The sequence below is a fragment of the Clostridium sp. CTA-5 genome (assembly GCF_054768135.1).
Window position 1 is genome coordinate 311291 of record NZ_BAAAAT010000002.1, and the last position, 14536, is coordinate 325826.

Below are 14536 nucleotides of genomic sequence, written 5' to 3' on the forward strand. Positions count from 1 at the left end.
ATGCTCTTAATTAAAATATATATTAAATTAATATTATGTTTTAAATGAATATTGATATTTTAGTATAAGGGCAAACTGGCATTTTAAAACATAGGCTAAATTAAAGATTTTCTATTAAAAGCTTTCTCCCAGTCTTCTATAAATTTATCAACACTCCAATCAGTCATTGGATGTTCGATTAATTTATTAAAAATATCTTTTCCAACTGTAACAGAATGTCCACCTAATTTGCTTATTTCATGTACTTGTTGAACATTTTTAAAAGAAGCAGCTAAAACTTTAGTAGATAGATTATATTCTCTTATCATATTTATTAAACATCCAACAACACCTACGCCATCACCACTTAAATTATCAATTCTATTTACATAAGGAGCTATATAATCTGCACCTGCAACTGATGCCATTAATCCTTGTTGAGCTGTAAATATAGCTGTAGCAGTTATATTAAAATCCTTTGACTTAAGAATTTTTATAGCTTTAATCCCATCTTTTGTAACTGGAATCTTAATATATAAGTTTCCCCCTATATTTTCTTTTAAATACTCTGCATCTTTGATCATACCTTCAGTAGAAGTGGAAATAACTTGTGCATGTATCATTGTTTCTTCCCCAACAACAGTACGAATCTCTTTTAATAAACTTATTAGGTCTTTATTTTCCTTGGAAAGGATACTTGGATTTGTCGTCACTCCACTAAGTGGATAATACTCCATAGCATCTTTAATTTCTTCAATATTTGCTGTATCTATCATATATATCATAATTAATTCCTCCTAAAATACTTCTTCTGTTCTTGATATTATATCTTCTTGAGTAGTTGAATCTAACGTTACAAATTGAGCACAATAACCAGCTACTCTAACAATTACATCTCTATATTTTTCAGGGTCCTTTTGAGCTTCTCTTAAAGTTTTAGTATCTATTACATTAAATTGTATATGCCATCCTTTCATTGCAACAAAAGATTTTATAAGATTAATAAACTTTGTAAATTGATCTTCTCCAACTAATAAATTAGGTGAAAATTTCATATTTAATAATTGTCCACCGGTAATTAATATAGTAGGTAACTTAGTTATAGATTTTAAAACAGACGTTGGTCCTTCTATATCTGATCCTTGCATTGGAGATGCCCCTTCTGCTGCTGGAGTCCATGCGACTCTTCCATCTGGAGTAGCACCTGTTACACATCCCATTGGTACATTAGAAGAAATTCCAGATGTTGAAAGTCCATAAATTCCACCAATAGGTCCTCTACCATATCTTGTTGTTTTATATTTTGATATTTCATTTATATAAGTTTGATAAACATCTTTTGCCATATTATCAACATAATCTATGTCATTTCCATACTTAGGTGAAGAAGATAATATTTTTTTAACTTTAATTCCTTCTAAACCTTCAAAATTATTTTTTAATGCACTCATTACTTCTTCTTTAGAAAGTATATTTTTATCAAAAACAATATCTTTTAAAGCTGATAATGAATTGGTTGCATTTGCTAAACCAACTTGAAGACCTGCAACTATATCATAAACACTTCCGCCTTCTTTAATAGATTTTCCTCTACCTATACAATCATCTACTAATGATGAACAGAATATATCTGGAAATTCTTCAAGGTTTGTATCGGCAATTTTATCTAATGCAACAGTTAATTTTGTGTAGTAAGCTATGTTCTTTTCCCATGCTGTCCATAATTCTTCAAAATTATTAAAGTTTAATAAATCTCCATTTCCACTAAGTAAGGTTTCACCTGTTCTTTTATCATATCCATCATTTAAAGTTAACTCTACTACTTTTATCATGTTTAAAAAGCTCATACCAGTACATCTATATCCCCATTTTCCAGGAACTGCAACTTCTACACACCCTACCATTGTATAATTATATGCATCTTTATAATTAACACCTTTATTTAATAATGCTTGTATTATTATCTCATCAGTATGAAGTGCTGGCATTCCAAATCCTGTTTTTATAACATTTGCACATTCTCTTATAAATCTTTCACTACTATTAGAAAAAAGTCTTGCTGAAAGGTTTGGTTGAGTTAATTTCATTTCCCCAACTGATTGCAATATTAAATAACTTAAATCATTTGTACAATCTTCTCCAAATTCATTACATCCTCCAATTGTTACATTTTGATAAGTTGGATATCCTGCTCCATACCCTGCATGAGATGTTGGACGAATCTTTAATATAGAAAATAATTTTATCCATAAACAATGTAATAATTCTTTAGCAAAATCTTCTGTTAAGGTTCCATTTTCTATTCCTTCTTTATAGTAAGGATATAAATATTGATCAACACGACCTAATGATGCTGAGTGACCATTACTTTCTATTTGTATTACTAAATGTACAAACCAAATCATTTGAACTGCTTCATAAAAGTTTTTTGGAGCTTCTTTTGGTATTCTTGAACATATATCTGATATTAATAATAATTCATTTTTTCTATTTATATCTTTTTCTTTAAGTGCTAATTCTTTAGCAAGTTCACTATATCTTAATCCAAAGTTTATGATAGCTTTATTTATGATTATTACTGATTCTAAAAAAGCTTTCTTTTTAAATCCATCATTTGCACTTATATCAATTTTTTCTAAAGCTTTTTCTGCTTCTTTTATTATTCCAGAAAGGCCTAATTTTAAAGCTTTTTCAAAGTCTGGAACTATATGACCATCTCCTGAAGTCATATTTCCTTCTCCATGTATTGCCTTAACATTAATTGCTTTTTTTATTTCTTTTGGCATTATTCCATAGCACTTATCTCTTAATGTTTTGCCCTTCCAGTATTGAACTATTTCCAAAAGTTCATCTATATTTTTTTCATCTATATAGAAATTATCTCCTTCTCTTTTATTAAAATTACCACATTCTTTTAATTCATCTTCTATCCATTGAACAGCATATTCAGGAAATATTGGTGCTGTTCTTTCATCAGAACTTTGATTACTAACTATAAGTTCACCATCTTTAATATAAATACTCATATTTTCTAAAGTCTTTTCTACAGCCTTAGCTCTCTTTATATATATTGGCTTATCTTCATTTTCCTTATAAGCTTCAGTAAAATATCTAGCTCTTTCAATACAAACAGAAGGAGTTTTATTAAGTACGCTCTCTCTTAATTTTTTTATTCTTTCACTTTTAATTGTATAATCTCTCATTTTTACTAACCTCCTATAACACATTTAATATTATTTTTTTCAATAATTTCTTTTAAGCTTTCTGTTTTATCCTTATTAGGCGTTTTCATATCCTCAAGATCATAATTTCTATTTAATTGATTATACTTTTCTTTACCTAATGAATGATAAGGCAATAAGTGAATTTCTCTTATTCCATTTCTTAAAGCTATATTAATAACTTTTTTTATATTTTCTTCATTATCATTAAAAGTTGGTATTAATGGAATTCTTATAATTATATTGTTATGAACTTTACTTAAACTTTCTAAATTTTTAATTATTAGAAAATTATCCACACCTATAAATTTTTTATGAAGTTCATTGTTAGTATTTTTAATATCAAACATAACTAAATCACAAAATTTTGATAAATTTAAAAGAATTTCAGTATCTCCAAATCCACTTGTTTCAATTGCTGTATTAATATAATTTTCTTTGCATTTTTTAAGTAAATCTAATGTAAATTCTCCACTGCTTAATACTTCTCCACCTGATAATGTAACTCCACCTCCAGATTTAGAATAAAAAATTTCATCTTTAATAACTTCTTTAAATACTTCATTTATAGTCATTTCTGTTGCAACCAAATTCAAAGCATCTGTAGGACACATCTTCGTACATTTACCACAACTAGTACATTTATCTCTATCAATTTTTATTAGATTATCTTCAAAAGAAAGTGCATTTTTATCACAATTTTTTATACAACTTCCACAACTAATACATTTATTCTTGTTATAATATAGTTCATTTTTTTTACTTTGAGTTTCAGGATTACTACACCATATACATTTTAGTGGGCATCCCTTAAAGAAAACTACTGTTCTAATTCCAGGTCCATCATGGGTAGCATATTTTTCAATATTACAAATAAGTGCTTTCTCCATAATTTGTATTCAGTGAGATACATACTCTTATGAATAAATTCTCACTAAACTTCACCTCCTTCAAGTAGTATTATTTTTTATCATTTAATTTTATTTGTTATTATTTATTATTGTTTGATTTTATTTTAACCCTCAATTTTATATTTGTCAATAATTTTAATATCATTTAGTATTATTTATTATCATTTTAGGCTATAATAATAATTAATTATTATGTTATTATAATTATGAATTAAATTATAAAGCTATGATTTAAGTAAATATTGATATTATAGTATAAACAGAATTCTAATCATCAGATAAAGTTTATATTTAACTAATGGTTAGAATTAGTTATTTATTGACATGTAACTGCTATAAAATTACAGATACTTGTTATCAGATAAAATTTGGATTTTCACTTTTACTTAAGAATTCTAAGAAGAAAATTCCAATGCCATTTTTGTTCTTATACTAATATCAATACTATTTTAAAATATAGCTAATTATTAAAATCAATTGTTTTATTTTAGGAAGGAAGTACAAAATGTTTCAAGAAGAAAGATTACAAGAAATAATAGATATAGTTAATAAAGAAGGAAAAGTTTTTGTTAAAAATCTTAGTGAAAAATTTGGTGTGTCTGATGGAATGATACGTAAAGATCTTCAAAGATTAGAAAGTCTAGGTAAGCTAACAAGAACTTATGGTGGTGCTATAGCAAATAATGAAATTAAAAAAACTTTAAATATTGATACTAGAATGCATAAAAATGTTGAAAATAAACACGTAATTTCAAAAAAAGCATTTAATATAATAAAAGATTCTGATACATTATTTTTAGATATCTCTAGTGTAAACTTTTTATTAGCAGAATTAATTGCAAATAGTGATAAAAAAATAACCTTAATAACAAATATGTCATCTATACCTGAATTATTTAAAAATAATTCTAACTGTAAACTAATTGTTATTGGTGGAATTTACAATAAAGAATTAGGCGGAACAGTTGGTGCAGAAACTATTAATACATTAAAAAAATATAGATTTGATAAAGCCTTTATTGGAAGTTCAGGCATAAATTTAGAAAATGGAGATATTTATAATTTTGATTTAGAAGAAGGAAATACAAAACAAGAAATAATTAATTCAAGTAATAATTCTTACATATTAATAGAAAATGAAAAATTTTATTCTCATGGTATATATACTTTTTCAAATTTAAATGACATTAATGGAATAGTTACAGATAAAATTCCAGATAGAAATGTAGTGAAAATATTAGAAAGCTTTAATGTTGAATTATATAATTAAATTTTTAAGCAATGTTACTATTTTAGGCATAATTATTTTTACTAGCACTTTTAACATTTTCACTGTGTGTAAGTTCTAATAACCAAATCATAGATTTAGACTATCACTTATAGTGTTACTTATAGATAAAATATCAAAAAAGTAGCCCCATGATCGTAAAGGAAGCTACTTTTTTAATCTAGTAATAACAGTTGCCTAAGCAACTTAGATTCTATATTATAGGGTGTTTAAAACATATTAGCAGTATGTTTTAGCCCTATTTTTTATTAAAACTCTCTTCTATATTGTCCGTAGAATCAACAGGATTTACAATATGTTGTCTATTTTCACCTGATTCATAAACTAAACCATTTGATGTTTTAACAACATATTTATATTCAAAATTCATTCCTAAAGGAAGAATTATACTATTTGTTGATTTCCAAATTGGCCAACTCTCACCACTTAATTCAGGTGCATTATTTATATCCCAATTTCCCAGTTCAGGAATATTGCCTACTACATATACTTTTTCTCCAAATTTTGTATTATCATTAAATATAGAAAAACTTAATTTAGTTTGTGGGAATTCTTCTGCATCAAATTTAGGATCATAATGACTTCTCAAATTAACAAATTCACCAAAATACTTTTTTGCAACGTCTTTATCTCTTATAACAATAAGATCATCATCTGAAACAACTGTAGCTGAAAACCAATTTGCAGAACCTGTAAGGACAGTTTTTCTATCTATTACAGCAAATTTATGATGCATAGTAGAATATTTATTTCCGTGATAATTAGTATGAACTTTAACCACATCTATTCCATTCTCTGAAAGCCATTCATCTGTTAAATCATTTGGAGTTGTCTTTCCATAATATTCCCCTTCATCTGCAATATTACTTTCTAAAACTAATCTAACTTTTACACCTCTTTTTTGAGCTCTTATTAATGCATCAAGCATGTCCTTTTCTACACCATTATCATTAAAATTTAAATGACGTAATGTAAACATTGATATGACTACTTCATCCTTTGCATTTTCAATTTCATTATAAATAGCTTTAGGAATATTATGATATTGAGAATAATATACATTGATTTTACTTGCTGCATTATTCTTATATGTAATCTCTCCTAAACCTGCAACACTTTGAAAAATTTGCTCGTAAACAGAAGCTAATTCTTTTGAAGTGAAAAAAGATACATTTTCACAATTTTGCTCAGCAGCTCCATACTCCCAATTATAAGAACCAGTTGACACCACATCTCCATCATATATTGCAATTTTAGTATGATTTGAAGCTGCAAATCCTTCTCTACATACTCCTAAAACTTCAATTCCTGCTTGTTGCATCTTTTTGTATTCAGTTTCCCAAGTTTTTGATGCATACATATGACTAGAATCACTTAGTATTAAAACTTCTACACCTTTATTATGAGCTTCTATCAGTTTATCAACAATTCTATAATCATTTATATCATAATAAGAAGCATGAATATAATGATATCCATCAGGATCTTCTTGCTTGTTTTTTATTACTTTTTCAATTTCTTTAATAACTCTACATTCTGGATTACCATAAGGTGCAAAATATACATCTGTTTTTGGTATTGAATCTTTAAATTTATGAGATATAGTTTTTGCTAAAGATGTATCCACCACTTCATTAGGATTTATATAATCATTATCTTTTGCAACTTTAGGTATTCCTATATTGCTTTTTAAATTTGTTTTATCTAAATCCTTTAAAGTTGCAATAAGATATTTATTTTTTGATGGGCATAATTCTCTTTTTCCATCATTATTTATATCTTTTAAAATATTGTATGTAATATATACATTTTTTATTTCACCATTCCAACTAGGGTTAGTATCAATATTTATTATATCAGTTCCCCACTTTTCTTTGCCATTTTCTATATTCCCTTTATATTTTAAGTAATATAAATAATGTTCAATAGCTCCATTTTCTCTTTCTATATGCATATTAAGAGTCATTTTTTTGTGATATTCATAGTTATTTACCCCTAAATCTACATAAGCTCTAATTATATCTTTATTTTTATTATCCTTATCAAACCAAAAGCCATAATCTATAGGTGTTGCAAAATCTTCTTTTTTGACTTCTATATTTTCATTGTTTTCTTCTATATCTTCAACATTTTCTTTGGCATCTTCAGTTATATCTATAGCCTTATCTTCATCTTTTTCAACTTTTTCAGTTGTAACAGTACAATTTTCTTTATTTTCTGTTTCAATTTTATCTAATTTATTATCCTTGTTTAAATCATTATTCTCACTATTTAAATCATTGTTTTTAATTATATTATCCGTATTTTGATTATCTAATTTATCATCTTTAATTTTATCTTCTACATTTTTTTCGTTTACTTCAGATTCATTTGACATATCAGTTATATCTATAACATTTTCTTGATTTATTTCAATTTTATCAATTGTACTTGCAAATGTTACTCCATTTAAATTAACAAATGTTATAAAAATTACTGTTAAAACTAAAACTTTAATGCTTTTAAATTTACTCAATTTAAATTCCTCCTATGAAGTTACTATTTATATTTTTACTCTTGTGATGGTAGCCAATTATTTAAAGTATCTCCATATTCTCCACTAACCTCAAAAGCTCTTGATGTATCTGAAATATCTATAGTACGATTTGCCCCATTTTCCCATTCTTCATTACCGTTTGCTCTTACTATTACATATTTATATTCAATTTTACTTCCTTGTTTAATATCAGCTTTAACAAACCAATCTGGAAATAAATCATCAGATGTTGACATTTCTAATCCACTTTCTACCTTCCATTCTCCTAACTCTGGTACATTTCCTACAACAACAACCTTATCTCCAGGCTGTGTTAATGAACAATTTGTATGAAATAATATAGGTGTCTTTTCTCTAATCTCTTCACCTTCAAAAGTGCTTGATATACCTTTATATACATGTACTAAATCTAAAAAGTTTTGGTGATATCTTTTTGCAATATCTCTATTATTTAAAATTAAAATATCTTCATCATTAAATTTTGTACCAGATGCTGTCCAGTTAGCAGATCCTGTTATAACTGTTTTATCATCAATCACACAATATTTTTGATGCATAGCTGAGAATTTTGATAATTTATTACCAACTCTATATAGCTCTATATTAGGTTGATTTTCTAACTCTTCATCTATTTTAGAAAAATCGCATTGCTTCTTTTCCATTATTACTTTTACCTTTACCCCCCTTTTAGCTGCATCTAATAAACTCTTACCTATGTATTTATTAGTAAATGTAAACATTGAAACTTCAATAGATTTATTGGCTTTTCCTATTTGTTTTTCAATATACCTTGATAAACCTTGTTCTGGAGAAAAATGAATAGATACCGCATCACTATCCTGGTCTTTTTCTATTTCAAAAGGTTTTTTTTCAAATAATTGAAGAATTTGATTTCTATAAATTCTAGCTACTTGTTCATTTCTTATAAGAATCATATTTTCATCATTACAATATGCAGCTGTGGCATTCCAATTAAGTGATCCAGTCATAACAGTTTTTTTATCTATTACAACTGATTTTAAATGCATTATTGAATAATTTGTAGTTCCTACTGTCTTTTCTGGCTTAGATTTCACAACCTCTATACCATTTTCTTCTAAATAGTCATCCCCTTTATTCCATTCTTTAATTGCATTGTCCTTGTCCACCACAACTTTAACATTTACTCCTCTTTTTGATAATTCAACAAGTTTAGATAATATTGGTGTTAAACGTATATTATAATGTGCAATAACTACTTCTTCTTGTGCTTCATCTAAAACTTTAAGTACTTTTTCTACTTGATTATCAAACGGTGAAAAAGATACTTCAGCATCTAAATTCGATCCCTCTAACTTATCTTCATTAAGTTCATAACTTACAGCTGCAGCAGTAGTTGATTTATTAACACAACTAGCATTTGCTGGAATAGCTTGTGTTGAAATAAACATATTGCAAGCTATTAAGACTGATGTTATACAACATAATATTCTGTTTCTTTTCATTGTAATTACCCCCTAAAATTTAAAATCGTTAATTATCATACCCTAATAATTTTTGGAAGTAAATACTTAAAATTGTAATATTTTGTAGATATTTTGTTTAATTACTATTTTCTTAATAAAATACAAAAACCATATATTTAATAACTATTTTTTTGTTATAAATCACAAAATATTAATCAAAAAATTAATAAATAAAAATTTTTAACAATATATACAATTATTAAAATAAAATAATATTAGGGTAATATATATAATTATGAAACTTTATAGCAAACTATGACAGAATATTATAATTAATATATTATTTTTAAAATTAAAAGTATAATTGTTTTTAAATTACAAATTTATTTATAAATCATATTAATAAAAATAATATAGAAACCTATTCATTTATTATTTTATTTAAGGCATAATCAAAAAAAATAACAAGTCAATCTACCAAGCCTAATTTTCATTATTTAAAATATAATCTAAAACAGGATCTTTTTTAAACTAATTAGTATACTTACTTGACTTTATGTATTTATTAAGGTATAGTATAACTCTAGACAGGAGTTATTTAAAAACTATGTCTTATAATATTAACGCGGGGTGGAGCAGTTGGTAGCTCGTCGGGCTCATAACCCGAAGGTCGTAGGTTCAAGTCCTGCCCCCGCAACCATAAAAACACCTATACTTATGTATAGGTGTTTTATTATTTTAGGCTATGTTTTAAGTTAATGTTAATATTATAGTATAAGGACGAACTGGCATTGGAATTTGCTTTTTAGAACTCTTAATGAAGATTTGTACAATTAATTGCTTGTCATCAATCTTTGATTGGGAGCATGCATTAATTGGACTAAGCTTTATTTTAGAGTTCTTAAAGTAAATTCCTTTGTCCATGAGTTTTATACTATAATATCAACATATTTTTAAAACATAGCTTTATATTAAGATTTAAACATAAACTTCAAATATATCTTTATTTTTAATATTTAATTTTTCCTATTTAAATTAATCTCCACCTTTATAATCTACTCCAATCTACTTTGCAATAACTTTCCTTCCTAAAATATACTTTCTATACTAATAGTATTATAATAGATAGATAATACCAAAAGCATATTTACTAAAATAAAGTTTCTTTATTTAATTCTAGAATGATTGCTTATTATATTAGGCACATGAAAATAGGATAGAAAATGGACTTTTTATTTTTTCATTGTGCCTTATTAAATCTAGACGTAATTTAAAATAGAAAAGAGTGATTTTATGTTTCTTGATGTCAGCAAAGACTTTATTAAAAAAGATCTTAATTCAACAAAATATAGGAAAAGGAATTTTAACCAAATAAACTTATTATTTCAGCTAAGTAAGAAAAATGATTTTACTATTGATAATCAGACTTGGGATGATTTGATGATGGATGATGTCTTTTATGAATTAGATAGAACTTATTCAACAGAAGGTGAAGCTGCTTTATATAAAATGCTTAGAAATCCAATAATGGATGAAGAAAAGTTAAAAGAAAGATCAAAATTAATAGATTTATTTAAGAAAGATTTAGATTTAACAGTAAATTTAAGAAGAATATTTTATAATATGATTTATGATAGTAAAAATAGATTACTAGATATGATAAATGATTTAATTCCTGTAAGTAAGTTAAAATCCTTGATTTATGGCATTGCAGGTATTATACCTATACTATTAATATTAGCTGCTATTATATTTAAAGAACCTAAACTAATGATTGCTGTACTAGTAGATATATTTATAAATATGTATATACATAATAAAGAAGAAAGCACCATAAATGCTATAGGACTTATCTATTTAAGAGATTTGATAAATACATCAAAAAAATTATTATATATTAAGAATGAGGAAATTAAATTATATACTACAAAAATGAAAGCTTTGTTAAATGAATTAAGTGTTTTAGATAAATCTACATACTTACTTAAAGTACTTAATTCTTTTGGTGGACTTTTACAGATGTTTTCTATTCCTTTTCTTATAGAAGAAAGTGTATTTTATAGAATGAGTATAAAATTAGTTGGAAAGAAAGATAAGATATTAGAATTATATTATTTAGTTGGAGAACTTGATGCTTTAATTTCAATTGCACTTTATCAAAATGATAATAAGAAAAAATACTGCACACCACAGTTTATTAAGGAAAATTCATTAAAAATAATAGATGGAATACATCCTCTTCTTAAAGATCCAGTTGCAAATTCACTTGAAATTTCCAAGAAGGGAATTGTTTTGACTGGGACAAACATGTCTGGTAAGTCTACATTTTTAAGAATGATAAGTACTAATATACTTTTAGCACAGACTTTTAATTTTGCTTTAGCACATGAATATAAAGGATGTTTCTTAAATATAATCTCATCAATAAGTCCAAAGGATGATATTACTAGTGGAAAAAGCTACTACTTAGCAGAAGCTGAATCTATTTTAAGAATAATAAAAGGATCAGAAAAGGAAATCCCTGTTTTTTGTGCGATAGATGAAATATTTAGAGGAACAAATCCTGCTGAAAGAATATCTTCCTCAGCAGAAATACTTAATTATATCAATAAAAGAAATGCGATTTGTATTGTTGCTACCCATGATAGAGAGCTTTCAGATATTCTTAAAGAAAATTATGATTTCTATTATTTTAGTGAAGATGTAGATAATAAAAATGGACTAAAGTTTGATTATAAACTTAAAAAAGGCATATCTAAAACAAGAAATGCAATTAAACTTTTGGAGTATATAGGATATCCAAAAGAAATCATACAAAATTCCTATAGAAGAGTTGAAAGAATGGAAAATTTCATTTAAAGATAAATAAAAGATATTCTATTTAAGGAGATAACCATATGATAAAAAATCTGTTTAATAATTTTTTAAGAAAACTTATGATTGGAATATTTATTTTTTCTATTATAAGTTCTATCTTAGTCAATTTCGTTGTAAATTTTGCTGTATATATTGAAATTCCAAAAGGTATGAAGCTTGTAGCCAATATTTTTTCTATGTCAATAATACTATTAGGACTAGGTATAATTTTTTATAAAAGAAATAATATAATAGATTGGTTACAAAAACTACTAGATACTAAAAATTTAATAATTTATATATTGCTTATTAGTTTTATAATTAGAATTTTGTGGATAAGCTTAACTAAAACTATACCTATTTCTGATTTTGCAATTATGTATAACTCTAGTAAAGATGTTTTTAATGGAAATTTTAGTTGTTTTCATGGATTTAATTATTTCGCTAGATTTACTCATGATACTATTCCAGTATTATATTATTCTTTATTTTTTAATTTTAATGATAATCCAATTTTTTTAATTAAACTTTTTAATGTACTTTTTTCAACTGTATCAGTTTTTATTATGTATTGTATTGTAAAAGAGTTATTGGGTTATAAAAGTGCAATTGTATCATCAATACTTTTTTCTTTATTTCCACCATTTATAATGTATAACTCTCAAGCATTATCAGAAAATATAGCAATACCATTCTACTTGCTTAGTATATATTCTTTTATAAAATATATAAAAAATATGAATAAATATAGATGGATATTTTTTAGTGGACTAGCTCTTTCATTTGGAAACCTATTTAGAATGGTAGGAATTATTTTCTTAATAGCATATTTAATGTATTTACTTATTTATACAGGATTTAAAAGTTCTATAAAACCAATTTTAATTACTGTTATTATGTTTATATTACCTCTGTATATTATAAGCTCTGTACTTCTTAATAATAAAATAACAGAATCACATTTATGGAAACCTAAAGAAACAGTTTTAACTAGTGTTTTAAAAGGCACAAACTTAAATTCCTTTGGATTTTGGAATGAAGAAGATTCTAATATTCCAATCAAATATAATTATGACAATGACAAGATAAAAGAAGAAAGTATAAAACTAATTCAACAAAGATTACTACATTCACCTATAAAAAACGTAGCAGCTTTGTATATTGGAAAACTATCAGGTGAGGTTGGTGTTAGTGATTTTGGTGCTTTTCAATTTACAGTAATAAGTAGTGACCAAACACTGGGAATTAGAGTATTAAGATATTTTGAATTTACCTTCTTAACCTTAATAACCCTATTTTATATATTTTTACTTTACTTTGGTATTGTTGGTTTAAGAAAAAATAAAACTTTATTAACTGAATTAAATTTATTTTTAATACTGTCATTAGGATTTACTTCATTTTATTTGATTTCTGAAGTTCAACCTAGATACTCTTTTATTAGTTGCTGGACATTAATCATTTTTGCTGTAGCAGGATTAAAAGCTAAAAGATCTACTAAAAAATTTAATACTTAATTATTTTACCCCCAAAAACAAAAGTAGCTATGTCACCCTTCAATGGATTGTAATTAAAGGTTTAAAAAATTATGGTGTTGAAAAAGAAAGTTTTGAAATCGCTCAACGCTAGATTCGCCTTTGTACAGAAATGTTGATAAAATATGGGGAATTATATGAGAAATATAATGTAGTTGATTTTAATATAGAAACACCTGGACGATACAAATTACAAGAAGGATTTGAATGGACAAATGGTGTTTACGAAAAAATAATTTCTAATATGTTTAAATATAACTTTTAAATAAAAATAGTAGTGATATTGTTGTAGCAGACATTTGAAAATAAACAGAAATATCCTGTAAAATTTTCTTAGTCCTGCGAAACAATTATCACTACTATTTAATATTATTTTAAACTATATTATTTATGCTTTTTTAACAAATTCAGATTTTAGTTGCATAGCTCCAAAACCTTCAATTTTACAATCAATATTATGATCTCCATCAACTAAACGTATATTTTTTACTTTTGTACCTTTTTTAATAGGTGATGAACATCCTTTTACTTTAAGATCTTTGATTACTGTTACAGAATCACCATCATTTAAAATGTTTCCATTTGAATCTTTTACAACAAGTTCATCATCATTACCAGAATTTTGTGATTCTAAATTCCATTCATGAGCACATTCTGGGCAGATAAAAAGATTTCCATCTTCATAAGTATATTCTGAATTGCATTTTGGACAATTTGGTAAATTAACCATTAATTCATTTCCTCCATTCGTTAGTGTTAGGCTTA

At 25.6% G+C, this 14536-nt stretch carries 10 protein-coding genes and 1 tRNA gene; 5 read left to right on the forward strand and 6 right to left on the reverse strand.

Going from position 1 to position 14536, the window contains the following annotated elements; all coding sequences use genetic code 11:
* Positions 1–95: 95 nt before the first annotated feature.
* The 3 genes from ACYUET_RS06620 to ACYUET_RS06630 are packed head-to-tail and all read right to left on the reverse strand — an operon-like array spanning position 96 to position 4090.
* Positions 96–764: a fructose-6-phosphate aldolase gene (locus tag ACYUET_RS06620; protein WP_460278521.1), complete on the reverse strand. Its 669-nt coding sequence runs from the start codon at positions 762–764 to the stop codon at positions 96–98.
* A gap of 12 nt (positions 765–776) precedes the next feature.
* On the reverse strand, positions 777–3182 hold the full coding sequence (locus tag ACYUET_RS06625) for a glycyl radical protein (RefSeq protein ID WP_460278522.1): 2406 nt from the start codon (positions 3180–3182) through the stop codon (positions 777–779).
* 5 nt (positions 3183–3187) lie between these two features.
* The gene (locus ACYUET_RS06630) at positions 3188–4090 is read right to left on the reverse strand and encodes a glycyl-radical enzyme activating protein (RefSeq protein WP_460278523.1); all 903 of its coding nucleotides are present in this window, start codon (positions 4088–4090) and stop codon (positions 3188–3190) included.
* Positions 4091–4616: 526 nt separating this feature from the next.
* On the opposite strand from ACYUET_RS06630, the gene ACYUET_RS06635 reads away from it, so the two are divergent.
* The gene (locus ACYUET_RS06635) at positions 4617–5381 is read left to right on the forward strand and encodes a DeoR/GlpR family DNA-binding transcription regulator (RefSeq protein ID WP_460278524.1); all 765 of its coding nucleotides are present in this window, start codon (positions 4617–4619) and stop codon (positions 5379–5381) included.
* Positions 5382–5637: 256 nt separating this feature from the next.
* Here ACYUET_RS06635 and ACYUET_RS06640 read toward each other — a convergent pair whose 3' ends face one another.
* Both ACYUET_RS06640 and ACYUET_RS06645 read right to left on the reverse strand, forming a co-directional pair.
* A complete protein-coding gene (locus ACYUET_RS06640) occupies positions 5638–7914 on the reverse strand; it encodes a phospholipase D-like domain-containing protein (RefSeq protein WP_460278525.1) in 2277 nt (758 codons plus the stop codon).
* Positions 7915–7949: 35 nt separating this feature from the next.
* The gene (locus ACYUET_RS06645; RefSeq protein ID WP_460278526.1) at positions 7950–9419 is read right to left on the reverse strand and encodes a phospholipase D-like domain-containing protein; all 1470 of its coding nucleotides are present in this window, start codon (positions 9417–9419) and stop codon (positions 7950–7952) included.
* 585 nt (positions 9420–10004) lie between these two features.
* Between ACYUET_RS06645 and ACYUET_RS06650 the strand changes: the two genes are divergently transcribed.
* The 4 genes from ACYUET_RS06650 to ACYUET_RS06665 all read left to right on the forward strand — a co-directional run bounded on the left by ACYUET_RS06650 (position 10005) and on the right by ACYUET_RS06665 (position 14036).
* Positions 10005–10080, forward strand: a tRNA-Met gene (locus ACYUET_RS06650).
* A 593-nt stretch (positions 10081–10673) separates the two neighbouring features.
* Entirely contained in the window at positions 10674–12239 is a 1566-nt protein-coding gene (locus tag ACYUET_RS06655; RefSeq protein ID WP_460278527.1) for a MutS-related protein, read from the forward strand.
* Positions 12240–12277: 38 nt separating this feature from the next.
* A complete protein-coding gene (locus tag ACYUET_RS06660; RefSeq protein ID WP_460278528.1) occupies positions 12278–13753 on the forward strand; it encodes a glycosyltransferase family 39 protein in 1476 nt (491 codons plus the stop codon).
* A 112-nt stretch (positions 13754–13865) separates the two neighbouring features.
* The gene (locus tag ACYUET_RS06665) at positions 13866–14036 is read left to right on the forward strand and encodes a trehalase family glycosidase (protein WP_460278804.1); all 171 of its coding nucleotides are present in this window, start codon (positions 13866–13868) and stop codon (positions 14034–14036) included.
* 123 nt (positions 14037–14159) lie between these two features.
* On the opposite strand, the gene ACYUET_RS06670 is transcribed toward ACYUET_RS06665, so the two are convergent.
* A complete protein-coding gene (locus tag ACYUET_RS06670) occupies positions 14160–14501 on the reverse strand; it encodes a zinc ribbon domain-containing protein YjdM (protein ID WP_460278529.1) in 342 nt (113 codons plus the stop codon).
* Positions 14502–14536: the final 35 nt, after the last annotated feature.